Genomic DNA, 18,458 nt, shown 5'->3' with positions numbered 1-18,458 from the left:
TAGGTCATAATTTCATAAAGTGTCTCTTACTCTTTTCAATGAATAAAAACTCCCACAGAGTACACACACACTTTATTTATGAAATAACAAACGCAATAAAATACACTATTATTCTAACAAAGTTGCGATAAGATAAAAAATTCTAGCGTGTAAGAGGTTTATAATTTGCATGCTTAGGATTAAGAGATTCCGCCCCAAGACGACGAACTTTATCAGCCTCATATTCAGCAAAATTACCTTCAAACCATTCTACATGACCATCACCTTCAAAGGCTAAAATATGTGTTGCCAATCGATCAAGAAACATACGATCATGCGATATGATAACTGCACAACCAGCGAAATTTTCCAATGCATCTTCCAATGCACCCAATGTTTCAGTATCAAGATCATTTGTCGGTTCATCAAGAAGAAGCACATTCCCCCCCTCTTTTAGAAGTTTCGCCAAATGTACGCGATTGCGCTGCCCTCCTGATAAATTTGCCACCTTCTGCTGCTGATCTGCCCCCTTGAAATTAAAAGCCCCGCAATAAGCGCGGCTATTCATCTCATATTTGCCTAATTTAATAATGTCATTTCCACCAGAAATTTCCTCCCAAACAGTTTTATCCCCCACCAAGGAATCGCGACTCTGATCCACATAACTCATGTGAACTGTTTCACCGATACGTATCTGACCTGAATCGGGCTTTTCCTGTCCCGTCAACATTTTAAACAAGGTCGACTTTCCCATACCATTGGCCCCAATAACGCCGACAATGCCACCAGCAGGAAGTTTAAAAGAAAGAGAATCAATCAATACACGTTCACCATAAGCTTTAGAGAGATTATCAACCTCAATAACAACTTGTCCTAACCTTTCTCCAATAGGAATAATGATTTGCGCCTCTCCAGGACGGCGCTCACGTGCTGCTTGAACCAACTCATCATAAGCCTTAATCCGAGCTTTTGACTTTGCTTGTCGCCCTTTTGGACTAGAAGCGATCCATTCTTGCTCACGTGATAAAGCACGTTGACGCGCTGCCTCTTCACGACCTTCCTGAGCCAAACGCTTGGCTTTAGCCCCCAAATAAGCAGAATAGTTCCCCTCATAAGGAATACCTCTACCGCGATCTAATTCTAAAATCCAACCCGTTACATTGTCGAGAAAATAACGATCATGGGTTATCAAAAGCACAGCCCCAGGATATTCACGTAGATGCCTCTCAAGCCAAGCCGTCGTTTCAGCATCTAAATGGTTTGTCGGTTCATCCAAAAGTAATAAATCAGGTTTTGACAAAAGCAATTTACAAAGTGCAACACGCCGCTTCTCACCACCCGAAAGTTTTGTTACATCCCCATCGGCTGGCGGACAGCCAAGAGCAGCCATAGCCATTTCCACTTGACTTTCTAAATCCCAAAGATTCTGACTGTCAATAATGTCCTGAAGCTGTGCGCTTTCATCAGCCGTTTCCTCGCTATAATTCATCATCAATTCGTTATAACGCTCAAGAACTTCCTGTTTATCTGCAACACCTTCCATCACATTACCACGTACATCTTTGCTCGCATCAAGCAAAGGTTCTTGTGGTAGATAACCACAGCGTGCTCCTTCAGAAATCCATGCTTCTCCGGTATATTCCTTATCTAGCCCAGCCATAATACGTAAAATAGTTGACTTCCCTGCACCATTTGGCCCTAAAATACCGATCTTTGCATCTGGATAAAAAGACAAATGAATATTTTCTAGAACTTTTTTATTGCCGTAAGACTTGTTAAGCCCAGCCATATGATAGATAAATTGACGTGCCATAAATTTCTCTTTATACTGTGCGATATTAAAGATTAGGATTTTGAAAAAACTGCTTTTGCTTTTTGAAACTGTACAGTAAATAGTACTTACATCGTATCAAAAGCTTTTCGCTTTATATTGGTACATTTTTTCTAATCCCACAAGCCCCAGTATGGTCCTGAATGCAAAAAAACATCCCCCTAAAAAGCAAAAAGCAAATCTTTTTAGCTGTACCTGAAACCTGTTATCAAACATTACCTCTCTTTTCCATACCAGATATAACATTGTATTTTTATCGTATTAAACCAACTTATCAATGTAATATGGTACCACAAAGAAAAGCAATTCTCTATGCGCCTTCTTTTCTCGCTTTATGGGCTTTATATTACGCAGTAAAAAATCCTTCTCTTTTTTCATCGATTTTTTGCTACGGAAAGCAATGGACTTCACCCCTTGCCTTGATATGGCTTAAATTACGTTTACAAAACGACCGCCGCCTTATGGGATCTGACGTCCCAAGCCCAATGATCATGAAAGCTTTGCATCAACACGTAGCAACAAATGAATACAGTGCCCTTCCCATTGGTACGTGGTTACAATTCGTAAAAAACTATAAAGCCAATTGTAAAAACTTATCCATCCCCCTCTTTTGGCTTGATAATTATAAAAATAATATCAATATCCAGCACATCATTTCAAAACTTCAAGACGACATATAGCTTTTTAAAAATACGATAAAAGCTCATCTCGTATAGGAATATATTTATGGAAAAAAAAGCCTTAATCGTCATTGATGTTCAAAATGACTTCTTACTAGGTGGAGCACTTGCCGTACCTCAAGGTGATGCTATTTTACCCGCCGTCAATAATCTCATAAATCATTTTCACCACGTTATCTTAACCCAAGACTGGCATCCCAAAAACCATTGCAGCTTTGCTTCCTGCTATCCTGAAAAAAAGCCCTATGATACAGTCATTCTTGACTATGGTCCTCAAATACTTTGGCCTGATCATTGCATACGAGGAACACAAGGAGCAGAATTCCATCCATCTCTTAGAGTAGAAAAGGCACAACTTATCCTTAGAAAAGGCTATAATCAAAAAATGGATAGCTATTCTGCTTTTCTTGAAAATGATCAAAAAACACCAACAGGTTTACATGTTTATCTCAAAGAACATGGTTTTACCAAGCTCATTATGTGTGGCTTAGCAACTGATTTTTGTGTCGGATTCTCTGCTCTTCACGCCATACAATACGGTTTTAAAGTCAGTGTTTCATTAAATGCTTGTGCTGGTATTGATGTAAACGGATCACTAAACACTATGCTTAAAACTATGAACGAAGCAGGGATAGAACTGTTAATGCTCTCCTAAAATATTCTTTTCTCATCTACCATTATAACATTCTGATTTATAATGAATAAATTTTTTTACCTATTTAAGTAAGGAACGAAAATATCGTAAAATTCTCTCATTTCAACCCTATTTCAACACCATTCTCTTAAAACATCACAAATAGGATTGATGTATGAATAAAAATCTTGCAAAAAAAACAGCCAAAAGGCTTCTTATGAATCATTAAATGCAAGAGCAGTTATGATACTGAAAGCTGGTAAAAAGTATAGCGTAAACTTGCACCTTATATTGAAGTCAAAAAGCCTCTATACGTCAAAAGTTATCCAAAAGATTATACATTATTTCCCTCATGGAGGAGAAATCGTGCAATGATCTCCTCTTTAAAACAAAAACATCAATAAGCAATAACATGGCATTTTTTGCACAAAAGACCTCTTTCTATTCAAAGATATGCGATAAACAAAAGTGTGAAAAAGGAAGAAATCTCCATTACTTAGATACAACATGTTTATCTAATTGACGATGCTTAAAACGAATCGAAGAATATAATGCCATTCCAATAATACAGACTCCCACAAGTCCTGTTAAAACTTCAGGAACCGATATAATCGTTTGCAGATACATAATCACTGCAAGAACTAGAATTGCATAAAAAGCACCATGCTCTAAATAACGATAATGCAATAATGTTCCTGATTCAACCAACATAATTGTCATAGAACGAACGTAAAATGCTCCGATACCAAGACCTATCGCAATAATAAAAAGGTTGTGTGAAAAGGCAAAAGCACCAACCACGCCATCGAAAGAAAAACTAGCATCAAGAACTTCTAAATAAAGAAACGCCCCTACTCCCCCGTGAGCTACTGTTGTTAAAGTCTTTTGAGGAGTATCCAAGAGATGACCGACAACTTCAACACCGATAAAGGTCAAAAGTCCATAAAGTGCTGCTAATAAAAAAGTTATTTTATTTTCTGCGTCAATCTGAGCTGAAACAAATAAGATCAAAATCAAAACAATTGCAATATCAATTCCAACAAGCGCCCCAAACTTTTGAGCAGATCTCTCTATAACATTAAGCCAATGCACTTCTTTTTCAGAATCAAAAAAATATTTTAAGCCAACCATCATAAGGAAAGTTCCTCCAAAAGCAGCAATCCCCATATGCGCATCGGTTAAAACTTCAGCATATCGATGTGGTTCCCATATCGCTAATTTGACTGCCGCAATTGGATTAATCCCAACAGCAACGACAACCACCAATAATGGAAAAACAATTCTCATCCCAAATACAGCTATCAAAATACCCCATATAAGAAAACGACGACGCCACAATGGACTCATTCTACTAAGAACACGCGCATTGATAATAGAATTATCAAAAGATAAAGAAATTTCCAAAATTCCTAAAACAAAGCAAATAAAAAAATATTTAAGAAAACCAGTAATACTTTCCGTTTCAAACCAACCAATAACCCCTCCTAAAAAGACACCAATAATCGTGAAAAAAAAAGCAAACCCAAAATAGCGTAATAGGGACATGATCATTCCTCAAAGTTTATTTTCTACTTCATCTAAGCACACCCAGTACCAATCCAAAGTTTGCATCTCTTTAAAGTTGCATCTATTAATGCAGAGGTGTATAGAATATATATGGTAAAGTTACATGAAAATTCTCTCAAAAAAAGCAAGAGACAAATGTAGCAACAAGGAATTTTGTTTTGAAGTGAATATCAATTGTCAATACAATAAGTGCAAGATTGCTTTCTATCTACACAAATAAAAAAATAACAAGAAATTAAAGCTATAATATTGACATTATATCATAGAATATTAATACATAGTGTGCTTTTATTATTTAATGATTTATACCATGATGATTTACCGAGGGAGATAATTCGTGGCACGTCCTGAAACTGAATCAAAAACCATATTTGGAAAACGTTTACGTTATGTACGTCTTGCTTTAGGCGATCCATCGCGTGAAACCTTAGCTAAAAGTTTTAGCATGACAAAAAATTCCATTGCTTTTTATGAGCGTGGAGAGAGAGAACCCAATCTTAGTGTCTTACAAACATACCGCACGTTATATGGTGTCAATATTAATTGGCTTTTAACTGGACAAGGAAAAATGTTTGACACCGAATATACAAAAGGTGATTTTGACTGGAATTATTTTATTAAAAAAATCGAGGGACTGGAAGAAACACTTGCCGATAGTGATCGTAACGAAAAACTAAATCAAGAAAAAATCGACAGTTCTTATGAAAAATTGCAGCAATATTTGTCAAGACAAGGTTTATCAAATGGTTTTAACTCTAAAACTACAACCTCTCTTATCGATATGAAAGCTAAAATGGCCAATTCTTATACCCTTAGCTTATTCATTGATTTACTCATTCGAAGCGTATCCCAAAAAGAGGTTATAGCTAATCAATAAACGTCTATTTCAAAAGAAAAAGCAAGAAATGATTAAACACCAGTATGGAAAGAAGTATTTTTTTACTTTATCCGTGCTGGTGAAGTTTTATATAATTTATAAACTTTATTTCTGTAACGACAGAAAAATATTTGCGTTGTAAATGAAAGTATAGTGTCTTTAAATTAAAAAAAATAATTTTATAGTATAAAATTCTCATTCATATCTTATTGACAATAAATTTTTTCTTGTTAAAAGAATAATAGCTCTCATAGAAATTATTTTTTAAGGTCAGAAAATTTAAGGGGAATATATTGACGACTTCCTAGAGAGACATACATTAATGTTTACAAGCGGATTAGTTAAATATTTATCCTGAAATTATCAGCTATTTTATGAGGTGGGAAGCATGTATTTTGAGGTGTTTCAAGGAGTTCACAATCAATGGTACTGGCGTTTAATCTCAGGAGATGCACAAAAAATTGCTTTTTCTAGTAAAGGTTATCCAACAAAACAAGATATCCTAATCAATATTGAGCAAATAAAAGAAATTACACATAAGGCTCTTATTAGAGAACTACAGTCCTAACGTTCTTTACCATTAAAACAAGCGTTTATTTTGTATAATGGTATGGTAGTTACTTTTGTGATAAATGAAAAGTGATTGATTTGCCCTCAATGAGAGGAAGTTTTGTATTATTTCTGACACTCACAAAGAACATTCATATTCTTACAGATTATATGTTTATTTTCAATCATACTCAAATCTCTATAGCCTTTATCAAAAAGAAAATCTCTTAAGTTTTGTATTTTTCATAAAAAATAAACGCACATGAAGAGAAGATAAATCATCAATGAGAAATATATTTACTCTAAAAGATATTAATATCTTTTACGTTCATATTCCTCTTCTGTATCTGATAAGCATAACTGACTTACCCATTTCATCTTCATAAAAAGCAAATATCTCTTTCTTTCTATTATCATGCAATTTTTTATACCTATTAGCTGAAACTATCGTAGCATTTATACCTTACATCTAAAAAGAACGTGCAAAACTGTTTCCAGCAATAATATAAAATTGCTGGATTGTATAGACGCGCTTTTTAATAACTAGCCTACCTATAAACTGGTTTATCATCATAAACTCTTATTTTATGATCAACGACGCTCTGTCTTATAACCTTAAATGTTGTCATAAAATCAGAGTAAACTTGAATATTCTCTTCCAATACAATCTCTCCATCAGCACCATAATTGGCTTCATTAAAGTTTATCTCTCTCGTCATTCCAATCTTCCTAACACATTTCTAAACCCTTTAATGCAAAATATGAATACAATCACTCTTTATCATCTTCAGATTTAAGCATTTTTTTATATTTCTTTTCATTTTTTTCATATTGCTTAATTTGTTTTTTCAGTTTTTCAATTGCTTGGTCGCGTCTTTTAATCACCATACTTTGCTCTCTAATAGCCCTATCTCGTTCTTCAGTCATCTTCATAGAATCTCTTAAAAACTCATGCTTTATTCTTCTAGATTCCTCTTTTAAAATTTTCACTTGACTGCGATAATATAAAGAAAATCGAAATATAACCCCGCTGCACAACAAAACAACAATCATTGCTCCCAATAAAATTTCGTTTACACTCATTTGGATCTCCCTTAATTGTCGCTCAAGTGATGATCTTGACCAATTTGTTTCATCCTCAATCAAAAAAAGAATGCAATAAATTGCATGTTCCAAGTGTGAACAATCACTCTCGGCGTTCTTATTTTCTCCATTAAAGCATTGATAAATGACGCAAACAAATCTCTGAAAGCGGCTAAATCTACACTCACACCAATTATTTGCGACACATTTATTGACACAAAATACAAAAAATAAGGAACGTCAAATAAAACTAACGACGCAATCCAATCATACAAGCCTTGCCCAAATCGTTCCTATCTTCCTTTTTTACGCCATGTGGAATGCGGCTATATATGAAAGTTTTTCATTATTACAAAAATCTTCAGTGTCACAAAGCACAGCATTTCTGTAAAATTTTGCCTTCCCACAAATCTTTACATCACCACAAACTAAAGCATCATTATAAACTCGAGCCTTTCTAAAATCACGAGTATCACCACAAAATTCAATACATTGAGCATTCAAAACTTGATCAAAAAAGACCGCATTAGCATTAGCATAAACATATGCATCTCCACTCATATTCAAATAACGGTAAAGTTCTTATTTTTCATAAACATGCGAACTCTTACGAACAACTAAACAACCATATGTTAATGCATTGTTATCAATAACAATATCATTATAAACACAGACTTCATTATAAACCGCAGCATCATAAAAACACATTCATCCCCATAAGGGCATTGATCGAATGTACAATTCTACCAAACAACCACCTTTGTGGATCAGATTACCTTCCTGTTTAATAAAATATCCAAGATCACTTTTTTGATATTTCCCATTTTTTTACGCATATATACGATATACCATCTGATAGTGATCTAATTTATTACAATAAAGAAGAAATCAGTATTCTTTATCTATGCAATTTACATTTTTTCTACAGCCATTATCCTATCTCTTAAGGCTCTAAAGCTTCGTTATATTCACACACTACCTCAACGCAGAATTTTTTTTTACAAATTCTGATGTTGGGGTATATCTTGATTTATAATGCTGCTACGTATACTATCATAGTGAAATCTCATAAACATACGAGTGTGTATCGCCCTTTCTGGTATACACATTTACTTTTTCACAACCGTGGAACTAAGCAACCATTTTTATTGATTCGAATCTGAAAGTGTATGGGGACATTTTGTTATTAGTTAAAAACAACTCTATATGCTTCCTTAGCGAAGAGCTACACATGGATATTTTCACGCTCCTTGTATCATATATTCTGGATTCGCAACGCAATATTAACGCTATAGCGTAAATATGTAAAGGTCTAAAAATGACAAAGACTGAAAAAGATTGGTTCCAACGCTTAGTTGAATTGATAAAAAGTGACGGACGAACAATGATTGAAATAAGCAGAGCTGCAGGCTGTGGACAAAATTACGTCCAACAAATGATAAATGGAGGCAAGAGACCTTCTGTAGATAAACTCATGGCTATTTTGAATACACTGGGAAATGCTAGTGCCATATATGTAATAACTGGTTTCAACATCTCCGATGAAGACTTAAAACTCATAACTTTGATTTCGTCTGGAGATAAAAAGAAGATTGAAGCCTTAAATGTTCTGTTGAATGAGCAGAATCTGTAGCATTTTCTACTTTATCCAATATCGCTTGCTTTTGAGACGTCGATAAAGACTCCCATTTCACAATAATATCAGATAAAGTTGTTTCAAATTTTTTATCATTCTTCATAGTCATACTCCATGTAGTCACACTATATAACGCTAAAGCGTTTAAAATATATCTCATACCTTAGAAAAAAATATTTGCAATAGGCAGTATGGAAGCAATTGTGTACAAACTTATTTTACAAAATCAGATGAAGTTCTATTAGTCATGTACCATGGTGAAACAGAAAGCATCACACGATCCAGACCTTCTTATGAAAATTGGTATAATCTATCAAAAACGCGAATAATGTTACGCAGATCTTGCGATTCGGACCAATAAAAACTAATGTGAAAATATCCCTGAAGACACTCCTGAACTCTATATAAGAGAACACGAAAAAGCTTTTTTGAAAAAAATACATCACAATTTATTCTACATAGCACCATCTATGTTTTTTTTACAATATTGCAAAGCGAGAATATAACAATGTTATAGGAATAAATTCTTATAAACAGAGCCACACTACCTAAAACTCTGTAACACATTTACAGGTAACCTCCCCTCTAAACGCACCTTGTAAATACTAATATAAGTCTCTATCATAAGCAAAAATGATACTATCAAAAAAATAAAACGAATCACCACGCACAATCTTTGTACGTAAATTTTATACAGGTTCACAACAAGAGAGAAATTCCCTTATGCAAATGAAGAATTATATTTTAAAAGTATGGCTTTGAAGAAGAAGTATACTTTTCCAAAAAAACACCCTCCCTGCCAATAATTTTTCATAAGAGAAAAAACTCATAATAAAGATAAAACTCTCTATACGATCAATACGAGAAAAATGTTATCAATACAAAAAAGTGCTAGGGTTACCGCAATATTGCCAATTCCTTATCAGAGTAAAATCAAAAAAGACATCTGCTCTTCAATAATAATTCGGATCACATGAAAACTCTATAATTTAAACATTAAGCAAAAAATACACAAAAACAGAAAATGACATTTTAACAAATTTTCCAATATCATAGAAAACATTTCTTACAGAATAATAAAATGCTTATTACAATAGAATCTGGATGATGCAAAGCGATAGAAACAATCACTCAATTGACTTTTCAAAGAACAATTAATAAAATTCTTTTCAAAAAACACGCCACCGTCACTATGAACAATATTTCTCAAGATATTAAATAGAATTCCTTTCTTGGGAAAAAGAAAATATCAACAAATGTTATCATCGTTGCCCCATGATACATATGAATGCCCATAGATTACATTCTCTTATACACTAACCTTTCATCACAATGATGCTATTCGAACGTCTAAAAGACATTAACATCACTTAGAAAAAAGCAAATTTACACTAAATGTTTTTTGAGCCATTTGTTCTGAACAGGTACAATCTTTAAAATTGGTTTTATTGAGGTCTGTTTATTTGCAGAACAAGTATAAATAAACTTATCCAATGAAGCTTTTAGCCTTCTATTTTATGAAGAACACCATATAGAAAAAGTACAAAACAGTATATGAATTAAGAAAGTAAATAGCGACCCATATCAGTTAATCCAAATGCTAAAAGGTTGCAAATGAGAGAACTTCTTTGATGAGACTAAGAAAACATACCATCATATTAAAGCGACTGAGAGAAAAAACTGCAACAAACAACGACCAAAAGCTTCTAAAACAAACAGGAAAATAAATAAAAAACGAAAAAGGTAGAATCTCAAAACTTTTATATAAGCGATCCATTTTTCTATTGTACATTTCCCTATTGGTGGGCCCGGAGGGACTCGAACCCCCAACCAAGCGGTTATGAGCCGCTGGCTCTAACCAATTGAGCTACAGGCCCTAAATAGGTTGTTTCTCTCTAAACTAAAATGCCCTATGATACAAGAGCTGACAAAGATTATAACCTATCTTTTTCTCTTTTCTATTGGTTTTTTTTTTCAGTGCTCTAATTTCTTTACAAAAACTCTTAAAAATGAGAGAATAATTAACTGACAAATATAAAGGTATAGATATGATAGAAAAGAAAATTCAACCACTGAAGAGTTCTCTGGTTAAAACAGTTATATTAGCATTTACACTCTTAGCCACATCGTTGACTGTACGTGCTTATGCTGAAGAAAATAAAATGAAAAATGCAACGATTACAGTGACAGCAATCGGAGAAAGTCAAGCAGCACCGGATATGGCCATTATTAATCTAGCCGTTGTTACCTATGACAAAACTGCCCAAAAGGCATTAGCTTCCAATAATCAATCCATCAATGATATTATAAACGCTTTTAAAAACAATGGCATCCAAGCAAATGATTTGCAAACATCAGGCTTATCCATTTATCAGTCAACCTCTGATAAACACCACGAAAAAAAGAATAATGAAAAACTCTATCATGTTTCAAATTCTTTAACCGTGCGCATTCGTGATCTTACCAATGCTGGTAAAATCTTTGATCAAGCGATGACACTAGGTGTTAATTCAGTTAACGGCATTACTTTTACCAACGCAGATACAAAACCATTTTATCAAGAAGCACGTAAAAAAGCCATTACTGAAGCCATTGAAAAAGCGCAAACGATAGCGCAAGCAGCCGATTTAAAATTAGGAAAAATTATTGAAATCAATGAAAAGGATGATTACTATCACCCAACACCACGTCTCATGAGTAGAGCAGCAGATGTAAGCTATGCAAATACAAATTTTGCAGGTGGTGAATTAAATTATAACGTGAGCGTCACTGTAGTCTTTGCGATCGATTAAGTCACAAACAAGTTGTATAAAAAATCATATTACTGGCCTTCACGTAGAAGACCAGTAATGTGATAAAGATAATCTTCCTCAGATAATAATTCGTCTTCGTAAATCTCTATTTGTCCGCGTGCAGAAATATGCGCTGTATGTACCGTCTGACAATCCCCTGATACCAATGGATGCCACCAATGAAGATCTTTTCCCTCATAAATTAATCTATAAGCACAACTTTCTGGGAGCCAACGCGCTGTTTTAACTGTCGTAATGTCTAGCGATATACAATCTGGTACAATTGATTTACGATGAGCATAATCTCGACACCTGCAGGTTTCCCCATCTAAAAGACGACAAGCAATACTGGTTGCATAAAGGTCACCCGTATCATCGTCCTCAACTTTATGGAGACAACAACAGCCACAGCCATCACAAAGGCTCTCCCACTCAGAAATGGAAATCTCTTCTAATTTTTTTACTTTCCAAAAGGGAAGTTCTCCACTCATAAACTCAGACACACCTTTTTTAATTAAGACGATCTATAAAAAATGAAACGTTTAATTTCTATAATTTTATCTATTTCTGTCTCTTAAAAAGATTCAACTCAATGTATACTTTAAACCATGTTCTTAAAAGCTATCTGAATAAAAAGAGAATATTCAAAAATAGCGCATATAAATGAACATAACCTATTGAAACATCTCTTTGTAAACTTAACGAAGAATAAAATGCGTCACCTAAAATGATAGAAAAATTCCGCAAAGAACATACATTTTTCATCAAAAATGTCCGTATGTTGCAATATAAGTTTACTCCTAACAGATCTCATTTCTTAAAAACGAGCCGCGCTATACGCAAGGTAATGTTTTTATCGTTCATTTCTTGAAAGCCCCCTACTCTCTACTCCATAACCACCCTTTGCCCTATATCTATTCTTTTGAGACAGAGAAGTATAAAGCCCCAAAGCTAAGAAAAACATTAAACATCGAAAACTTTCTAGATTGTTCAAATTCTTCCTATGTTTTTCTCAAAAAAGTATCCAAGTACAACATGAAGCACCTCCCCCCTTCATTAGGAAGAAAGAGGGAGTTATTAAAATGCACACGAATTCTTTTATTTAAGAATCGAGAAAACTGCGCAATTTTCGTGAACGGCTAGGATGTTTTAATTTACGAAGTGCCTTTGCTTCAATCTGACGAATACGCTCTCTTGTAACTGAGAACTGCTGTCCCACTTCTTCCAATGTGTGATCGGTATTCATCCCTATTCCAAAACGCATCCGCAAAACACGTTCTTCTCGTGGTGTTAATGAAGCAAGAACGCGTGTTGTCGTATCTCGCAGATTAGCTTGGATAGCTGCATCAATTGGTAATAACGCATTCCTATCCTCAATAAAATCACCCAAATGGGAATCATCTTCATCACCAACAGGCGTTTCGAGAGAAATAGGTTCTTTTGCAATTTTAAGAACTTTTCGTACTTTTTCTAACGGCATAGAAAGCTTGCTAGATAATTCTTCTGGTGTTGGTTCTCGTCCAATTTCATGGAGAATCTGACGCGAGGTACGAACGATTTTATTAATTGTTTCAATCATATGAACAGGAATACGAATTGTACGTGCCTGATCAGCAATTGAACGTGTAATAGCTTGACGAATCCACCATGTTGCATAAGTTGAAAATTTGTAGCCGCGCCGATATTCAAACTTATCCACAGCCTTCATCAAACCGATATTGCCCTCTTGAATAAGATCAAGAAACTGCAAACCACGATTGGTGTATTTTTTTGCAATTGAAATGACAAGACGCAAATTAGATTCTACCATCTCTTTTTTCGCAATTGTTGATTCGCGTTCACCTTTCTGCACCTGCATAACAATCCGACGAAATTCACCAATCGAAATAGCCGTTTCTTGCGCAAGATTTTGTATTTCACTTCGCAGTTTTTGGATTTCTTTTGCTTCACGCACCGAAAACTCTTTCCAACCAGGTGTAGGCAAAGCAGAAATATAATTCATCCAATCCGCGTCCAATTCACGCCCTTGGTATTCTTTTAAAAAGTCCTCATGGCCAATGCCATAGCTATTGGCAATCCGTTTCAGCTTACCTTCATTATGAATCAATCTCTTATTAATGTCATAAAGCTGTTCAACCAAAGCTTCGATACGATTTTGGTTTAAAGAAAGGGATTTTACTGCTTGAATCAACTCACCCTTTAATTGAATATATTTCTTCTTCTGAGAAGATGTAAGAGCCCCCTCTTTACGCTCTGCCAAACTGCTTTCAACATGCTGATCTTGTAATTTTCGTAATTTCACATAGGTTTGAGCAATAAAATCCAATGTTTCCATAACTTGAGGACAAAGTTCATTTTCCATTGCAGCAAGCGATAAGTTAACATCGTCCTCGTCCTCTTCATCATCGTCTTCAATGTTTCTCTCTCCTGCGCTCTCCCCCATATTACGTATACCAGAAGACATTTTTTCTTCTACTGTCTTATCAACTTCACTTCGCTCAATAACAGGAGCCTGCTTTGCTTCTGGACCAGCATAAGTCGTTTCAAGATCAATAATTTCACGAAGAAGAATACGCTGCTCTTTTAACTCGTCACGCCAGATAATAAGAGCCTGAAAAGTCAAAGGACTCTCACAAAGTCCTGCAATCATTGTCTCACGCCCTGCTTCAATACGCTTAGCAATGGCAATTTCGCCTTCCCGCGAAAGAAGCTCAACAGCTCCCATCTCACGCAAATACATACGCACCGGATCATCCGTACGATCTGTTACTTCGCGTTTATTCGTTGTCGTTGCAATTGCGTGGCTAGAGGCTTCTACTAAATCACCCCCCTCTACCGTAACTTCTTCTTCATAATTTTCAGACTCGACTTCATCCTCATCATCCACAACATTAACCCCCATCTCAGAGAACATCGCCAAGATATCTTCAATTTGTTCGGATGTAACCTCGTCAGAAGGAAGAACAGCATTGAGTTCATCCATTGTTACGTAACCATTTTTTTTGGCAAGTTTAATCATTTTCTTGATGGCATCATCAGAAAAATCAAGAAGAGGACTATCCAAACTCGCTTGGTTTGTTACTTCTGCATTATCTTTCTGTTTAACCTTTGTTGCCATACCATAACTCCACTCGATCACTTCATAGTTTCCATGTAACCATAGTTTCCATGTGACCAGTTTTTTTTGTTCTCACTAAAATCTACCAATAGTTACTCATATATACTTCCTGTTAAGAGATTACCATTGGAAAGAATACATTTTGTATACGCCCTGACATCCAGACAAGCTTGACATCCAGACAAAAACGCGGGAAAACTCCAGAAGTTTCCCCGACACCTCTCAGCCCTTCTGAGATAATCTCTGCACCCTATCGTAAGAACCAATTTCCCGCTTTTCCTAAAATTTACCCGCTTTTCCTAAAATTTAATTGTCATCTTTATAAAAATGTCACTCCACATAAACTTCCTCATCTAAAATTTAAGTGACTGATTCGCATTAAAAAAGCGAATCATTTTATCGTATCTTGTGTATTCCCGTCTATTTTTTCATCCAACCAACTTCCAAATCCTTCAATTAACGCTTCTGTTGCCTGCATCTGCTCCAGCTCATTTTTTACCTCACGAAGCAGATCAAAAACCTCACTCTTAGGATTTTCTACAAGTTGCTCTTCAATATCCTGTAACCTCTTATGTAGGTGGTGTTCTTGAAGATGCAAGTAGACAGCTTGTTTTAATATAGCACGCGCATCTTCTATAGGGGCTCCACCAGGAATAATACGCATACCAATATTTTGCACAAGATGTTTCATACGCTCTAACAGAGCCTTTTGCCCTCTTTTTTCTAAGAACGCAACCATCGTCTCTTTATCATGAAGCTGTTGGTCCCCAAGAATTTCCAACATAGCTTGATGAAAAATTATCAATTGAGTATTTTTTAATTCTAACTCAGAAAGAATTTCAAAATTTTCATACCACAACTCAGGATAGTAAGCTAAAGTAAGTAAAATCACTGCTTCACGCAAAGGGATAGATTGCGAAGAATTTCGTACTATTTCAGAATTTGCTAACAGAGAAAAGGTTTGATCTTTAAAGGTCCTATTTGGTGAAGATTGACCATATCGCCCTTCCCCCCTTTTTTTCGAAAAAGAGGGACGAAAAAAATCAAAAAGGCGTTTTTTTACATCTTGCAAATAATAACGACGGACATCTTCATCCTTAATCGTAAAAATTTGTTGTTTTAGTTGTTTTTCTAGCGCTGCTCGTGCCTCTGGAATTTCAAAATGCTTTCCATAGGTAGCACGCCACCATAAAAGCTCACTCAAAGGAATAGCTTTTTGCAAAAAAGAAGAAAAAAGCTGTGCTCCACCAGCACAAACAATTTCATCAGGATCTTTCCCTTGTGGCAACAAAACAAAGCGTACACAAACCCCAGCCTTTAAAAGAGGCAACACACGATCAGCAACACGAAAAGCAGCTTTTAAACCAGCATCATCACCATCAAAACACAAAATAGGCTCCTTCCCCATCTGCCATAAAAGCTCAATTTGCGCTTCCGTTAATGCTGTCCCTAAGGGCGCTACAACTCCTTCAAAACCAGCTTTAGTCAATGCAATGACATCCATATACCCCTCAACAACAAGGAGTGAATGAATTTTTTCATCGCCAACAAAGCGACTATTTTTGCGAGCTGCTGCCGCGTTATAAAGTATATTTCCTTTATGAAACAGCACTGTTTCAGGGCTATTGAGATATTTTGCTCGTGTCTCTTTCTCTAATGCACGCCCTCCGAAAGCCACCACACGTCCGCGCAAATCTTCGATAGGAAACATAATGCGATTTCTAAATCGGTCATAAGAATCTGCGCTCTCCTCATGCACTGAGAGAAGCCCACATTCTTCCATTTGCTTTATTGAAATGCCCCGTGCACTCAAAGCTTCTTTCAAAGCTGTACGCCTTACCGGTGCAAAACCAATGCGGAAACGCTCTACAAGCTCTGGTGTAACACCACGTGCATCCAGATAACGACGTGCTTGCGTACCTTCTTTATCGCGTAAATTATATTGAAAAAAATCTGTAGCAATTTTCATCACATCATAAAGGTCAGCTTTTTCCAGTTGACGTTTATGACTTTGTGAATCCAAAATAGGGAGTTTTATTCCCGCAAAATCAGCCAAACGCTCTACACTTTCTGAAAAGTGCAATCCATCAAGCTCACACAAAAAGGTAAAAATATCTCCACTTACACCACAACCAAAACAATAATAGCGCCCTTTATGATCATCACAATGAAAACTTGGCGTTTTTTCACCATGAAATGGACAACAACACCAAAAGTCTCCCCGTGAAGGCTTACTTTTTCGAGGATCAAAATCCACCCGTTGCCCAATCACTGTTGAAATTGGGAGTCTCGTACGCAATTCATTAAGGAAATCGGGCGGAAAACGCATTATCTCTCACAGAGTTTGAAAATTCTTTTTTGCATATTTAACGACTTTAGAGCATAATTCCAATACTTCCTCTTAAGCAGTTGTAAAATTTTAAACCCTCAACTGCATATATTTTTAGAAATGGAGAATAAAAAGTGATCGAATTTATTGCTCAATATCCGTGGTTAGAGGCTATTTCTTGGCTTGTTATTCTTACTATAGCTGCCCTTTTAGTGAACTTTCTAGGACGAAAATTACTTATTCACGGAGCAAAAAAACTCTCTTCTTTTCTCCCCAAAAATACAACGATCGATATTAATAATGCTATTCAATACATAGCGGATATCATTTCAGCTTTTATTCTTTCAATTGGTGTTAATTTTATCTCAACATTGCCCGATGCATTTAGCACTGTCATCAGTAATGTTGCCAACGCCTTCATTATCTTCTTTGTCGTCCTGACAATTTCTTCCTGTCTCAATGTCATTAACATCCTTTACGAACAACGACCAACAGCACGACTAAAACCAATAAAAGGTTATATTCAAATTGCTAAAATTGCACTTTTTGCTGTTGCAACAATTTTAATGGTCGCTACATTGATTGACCGTTCCCCTCTTATTCTCTTCTCCGGTCTTGGTGCAATGGCCGCGGTTCTCATGTTAATTTTTCAAGATACGCTTCTTTCTCTCGTTGCCGGTATTCAAATTTCATCCACTGATATGGTTCGTGTTGGGGATTGGATTGAAATCCCCAATCTCGGTGCCGATGGTGATGTTATTGAAATTGCCTTGCATACTGTTAAAGTTCAAAATTTCGACAACACCATCACCTCAGTTCCTATCCGTAAACTTGTGACCGACCCTTTTAAAAATTGGCGTGGAATGCAAGAATCGGGTGGCAGACGCATCAAACGCTCCCTTTTTATTGATCAATCAAGTATCCATTTTCTCACAAAAGAAGAACAAAAATATCTTTCCCGATTTAATTTATTAGAAAGTTATTTCACGCAAAAAGTAGAAGAAATCGAACAATGGAACGCTCAATTAGATAAAAATCATGATGTCTTAGCCAATACGCGCCGTTTAACCAACATTGGAACTTTTCGTGCTTATGTTTTTGCTTATCTACAACAGCATCTAAACATCAACCCTAATATGACCCTCATGGCACGGCAATTACCTCCTACAGAAAATGGTTTACCCTTAGAAATCTATTGCTTTACGAACACCACCGTTTGGATCGACTATGAACAAATTCAAGGCGATATCTTTGATCACCTTTATTCCATTCTGCCCTGTTTCGGTCTAAAGGTTTTTCAAAATCCAAGCGGTTATGATTTTAATCAAGTATTAAAAGCAAAAGTGAAATAAAAACAATAAACTTCAATTTATTAATTTGAGGC

The 18,458-nt window shown here is 35.6% G+C and carries 17 protein-coding genes and 1 tRNA gene; 7 read left to right on the top strand and 11 right to left on the bottom strand.

What is annotated here, in order from left to right; all coding sequences use genetic code 11:
• Window positions 1-142: 142 nt before the first annotated feature.
• Entirely contained in the window at window positions 143-1,792 is a 1,650-nt protein-coding gene (gene ettA, locus ACFIMS_RS04445; protein WP_375638341.1) for an energy-dependent translational throttle protein EttA, read from the bottom strand.
• A 161-nt stretch (window positions 1,793-1,953) separates the two neighbouring features.
• Between ettA and ACFIMS_RS04440 the strand changes: the two genes are divergently transcribed.
• Both ACFIMS_RS04440 and pncA read left to right on the top strand, forming a co-directional pair.
• Window positions 1,954-2,490: a hypothetical protein gene (locus ACFIMS_RS04440; RefSeq protein WP_375613358.1), complete on the top strand. Its 537-nt coding sequence runs from the start codon at window positions 1,954-1,956 to the stop codon at window positions 2,488-2,490.
• Between the two features lie 46 nt (window positions 2,491-2,536).
• The gene (pncA, locus tag ACFIMS_RS04435; protein ID WP_375638342.1) at window positions 2,537-3,145 is read left to right on the top strand and encodes a bifunctional nicotinamidase/pyrazinamidase; all 609 of its coding nucleotides are present in this window, start codon (window positions 2,537-2,539) and stop codon (window positions 3,143-3,145) included.
• 471 nt (window positions 3,146-3,616) lie between these two features.
• Here the strand turns inward: pncA and ACFIMS_RS04430 are convergent, their stop codons facing one another.
• Window positions 3,617-4,669 (bottom strand): DUF475 domain-containing protein, encoded by a 1,053-nt coding sequence (locus tag ACFIMS_RS04430; RefSeq protein ID WP_375628804.1) that lies wholly within the window; start codon window positions 4,667-4,669, stop codon window positions 3,617-3,619.
• Window positions 4,670-5,027: 358 nt separating this feature from the next.
• On the opposite strand from ACFIMS_RS04430, the gene ACFIMS_RS04425 reads away from it, so the two are divergent.
• Together ACFIMS_RS04425 and ACFIMS_RS04420 are read left to right on the top strand one after the other, a co-directional pair.
• The gene (locus tag ACFIMS_RS04425) at window positions 5,028-5,567 is read left to right on the top strand and encodes a helix-turn-helix domain-containing protein (protein WP_375628802.1); all 540 of its coding nucleotides are present in this window, start codon (window positions 5,028-5,030) and stop codon (window positions 5,565-5,567) included.
• A gap of 388 nt (window positions 5,568-5,955) precedes the next feature.
• Complete coding sequence (locus ACFIMS_RS04420; protein WP_142416545.1) at window positions 5,956-6,135, top strand: DUF1508 domain-containing protein; 180 nt, start codon at window positions 5,956-5,958, stop codon at window positions 6,133-6,135.
• A gap of 529 nt (window positions 6,136-6,664) precedes the next feature.
• On the opposite strand, the gene ACFIMS_RS04415 is transcribed toward ACFIMS_RS04420, so the two are convergent.
• The 4 genes from ACFIMS_RS04415 to ACFIMS_RS04400 form a co-directional block, all read right to left on the bottom strand.
• Entirely contained in the window at window positions 6,665-6,835 is a 171-nt protein-coding gene (locus ACFIMS_RS04415; protein WP_375613355.1) for a hypothetical protein, read from the bottom strand.
• Window positions 6,836-6,887: 52 nt separating this feature from the next.
• Window positions 6,888-7,199 carry a hypothetical protein gene (locus ACFIMS_RS04410; protein ID WP_375613354.1) on the bottom strand — a complete coding sequence of 104 codons (312 nt, stop codon included), beginning with the start codon at window positions 7,197-7,199 and terminating at the stop codon, window positions 6,888-6,890.
• A 306-nt stretch (window positions 7,200-7,505) separates the two neighbouring features.
• Window positions 7,506-7,760, bottom strand: coding sequence for a hypothetical protein (locus ACFIMS_RS04405; protein ID WP_375671883.1), 255 nt, complete (start codon window positions 7,758-7,760; stop codon window positions 7,506-7,508).
• Window positions 7,761-7,781: 21 nt separating this feature from the next.
• Window positions 7,782-7,907: a hypothetical protein gene (locus ACFIMS_RS04400; RefSeq protein ID WP_375613352.1), complete on the bottom strand. Its 126-nt coding sequence runs from the start codon at window positions 7,905-7,907 to the stop codon at window positions 7,782-7,784.
• A gap of 610 nt (window positions 7,908-8,517) precedes the next feature.
• Between ACFIMS_RS04400 and ACFIMS_RS04395 the strand changes: the two genes are divergently transcribed.
• Window positions 8,518-8,832, top strand: coding sequence for a helix-turn-helix domain-containing protein (locus tag ACFIMS_RS04395; protein WP_007347852.1), 315 nt, complete (start codon window positions 8,518-8,520; stop codon window positions 8,830-8,832).
• Here ACFIMS_RS04395 and ACFIMS_RS04390 read toward each other — a convergent pair.
• Window positions 8,756-8,938 (bottom strand): hypothetical protein, encoded by a 183-nt coding sequence (locus ACFIMS_RS04390; protein ID WP_375611974.1) that lies wholly within the window; start codon window positions 8,936-8,938, stop codon window positions 8,756-8,758. The two genes, ACFIMS_RS04395 and ACFIMS_RS04390, sit on opposite strands and share 77 nt — an antisense overlap.
• Before the next feature lie 1,697 nt (window positions 8,939-10,635).
• Window positions 10,636-10,712 (bottom strand) — tRNA-Ile (locus ACFIMS_RS04385).
• Between the two features lie 171 nt (window positions 10,713-10,883).
• Between ACFIMS_RS04385 and ACFIMS_RS04380 the strand changes: the two genes are divergently transcribed.
• Window positions 10,884-11,627 carry an SIMPL domain-containing protein gene (locus ACFIMS_RS04380; RefSeq protein ID WP_375613351.1) on the top strand — a complete coding sequence of 248 codons (744 nt, stop codon included), beginning with the start codon at window positions 10,884-10,886 and terminating at the stop codon, window positions 11,625-11,627.
• A 29-nt stretch (window positions 11,628-11,656) separates the two neighbouring features.
• On the opposite strand, the gene ACFIMS_RS04375 is transcribed toward ACFIMS_RS04380, so the two are convergent.
• The 3 genes from ACFIMS_RS04375 to dnaG form a co-directional block, all read right to left on the bottom strand.
• Window positions 11,657-12,118 (bottom strand): YcgN family cysteine cluster protein, encoded by a 462-nt coding sequence (locus ACFIMS_RS04375; protein WP_375628795.1) that lies wholly within the window; start codon window positions 12,116-12,118, stop codon window positions 11,657-11,659.
• 611 nt (window positions 12,119-12,729) lie between these two features.
• Window positions 12,730-14,745, bottom strand: coding sequence for an RNA polymerase sigma factor RpoD (gene rpoD, locus ACFIMS_RS04370; protein ID WP_375613401.1), 2,016 nt, complete (start codon window positions 14,743-14,745; stop codon window positions 12,730-12,732).
• 391 nt (window positions 14,746-15,136) lie between these two features.
• Window positions 15,137-17,074, bottom strand: a complete 1,938-nt coding sequence (gene dnaG, locus ACFIMS_RS04365; protein WP_375613349.1) for a DNA primase — start codon at window positions 17,072-17,074, stop codon at window positions 15,137-15,139.
• Between the two features lie 134 nt (window positions 17,075-17,208).
• Between dnaG and ACFIMS_RS04360 the strand changes: the two genes are divergently transcribed.
• Window positions 17,209-18,426, top strand: a complete 1,218-nt coding sequence (locus ACFIMS_RS04360; RefSeq protein ID WP_375638344.1) for a mechanosensitive ion channel family protein — start codon at window positions 17,209-17,211, stop codon at window positions 18,424-18,426.
• The last annotated feature ends 32 nt before the right edge of the window (window positions 18,427-18,458 follow it).

Origin of the sequence: Bartonella sp. AP331QHHD (assembly GCF_042195905.1) — a bacterium.
Taxonomy (GTDB): Bacteria; Pseudomonadota; Alphaproteobacteria; order Rhizobiales; family Rhizobiaceae; genus Bartonella.
The sequence above is the reverse complement of the archived record's forward strand: the minus strand, read 5'-3'. Positions and strand labels throughout refer to the sequence as shown.

What these genes read in the sequence shown, in the direction of transcription:
- pncA (WP_375638342.1), top strand. Translation starts at nt 2,537, where the DNA reads ATGGAAAAAAAAGCCTTAATCGTCATTGATGTTCAAAATGACTTCTTA.
- ACFIMS_RS04380 (WP_375613351.1), top strand. Translation starts at nt 10,884, where the DNA reads ATGATAGAAAAGAAAATTCAACCACTGAAGAGTTCTCTGGTTAAAACA.
- ACFIMS_RS04420 (WP_142416545.1), top strand. Translation starts at nt 5,956, where the DNA reads ATGTATTTTGAGGTGTTTCAAGGAGTTCACAATCAATGGTACTGGCGT.
- ACFIMS_RS04440 (WP_375613358.1), top strand. Translation starts at nt 1,954, where the DNA reads ATGCAAAAAAACATCCCCCTAAAAAGCAAAAAGCAAATCTTTTTAGCT.
- ACFIMS_RS04395 (WP_007347852.1), top strand. Translation starts at nt 8,518, where the DNA reads ATGACAAAGACTGAAAAAGATTGGTTCCAACGCTTAGTTGAATTGATA.
- ACFIMS_RS04390 (WP_375611974.1), bottom strand. Translation starts at nt 8,938, where the DNA reads ATGAAGAATGATAAAAAATTTGAAACAACTTTATCTGATATTATTGTG.
- ACFIMS_RS04410 (WP_375613354.1), bottom strand. Translation starts at nt 7,199, where the DNA reads ATGAGTGTAAACGAAATTTTATTGGGAGCAATGATTGTTGTTTTGTTG.
- ettA (WP_375638341.1), bottom strand. Translation starts at nt 1,792, where the DNA reads ATGGCACGTCAATTTATCTATCATATGGCTGGGCTTAACAAGTCTTAC.
- ACFIMS_RS04430 (WP_375628804.1), bottom strand. Translation starts at nt 4,669, where the DNA reads ATGTCCCTATTACGCTATTTTGGGTTTGCTTTTTTTTTCACGATTATT.
- ACFIMS_RS04400 (WP_375613352.1), bottom strand. Translation starts at nt 7,907, where the DNA reads ATGTGTTTTTATGATGCTGCGGTTTATAATGAAGTCTGTGTTTATAAT.
- ACFIMS_RS04405 (WP_375671883.1), bottom strand. Translation starts at nt 7,760, where the DNA reads ATGAGTGGAGATGCATATGTTTATGCTAATGCTAATGCGGTCTTTTTT.
- ACFIMS_RS04415 (WP_375613355.1), bottom strand. Translation starts at nt 6,835, where the DNA reads ATGACGAGAGAGATAAACTTTAATGAAGCCAATTATGGTGCTGATGGA.
- dnaG (WP_375613349.1), bottom strand. Translation starts at nt 17,074, where the DNA reads ATGCGTTTTCCGCCCGATTTCCTTAATGAATTGCGTACGAGACTCCCA.
- ACFIMS_RS04375 (WP_375628795.1), bottom strand. Translation starts at nt 12,118, where the DNA reads ATGAGTGGAGAACTTCCCTTTTGGAAAGTAAAAAAATTAGAAGAGATT.
- rpoD (WP_375613401.1), bottom strand. Translation starts at nt 14,745, where the DNA reads ATGGCAACAAAGGTTAAACAGAAAGATAATGCAGAAGTAACAAACCAA.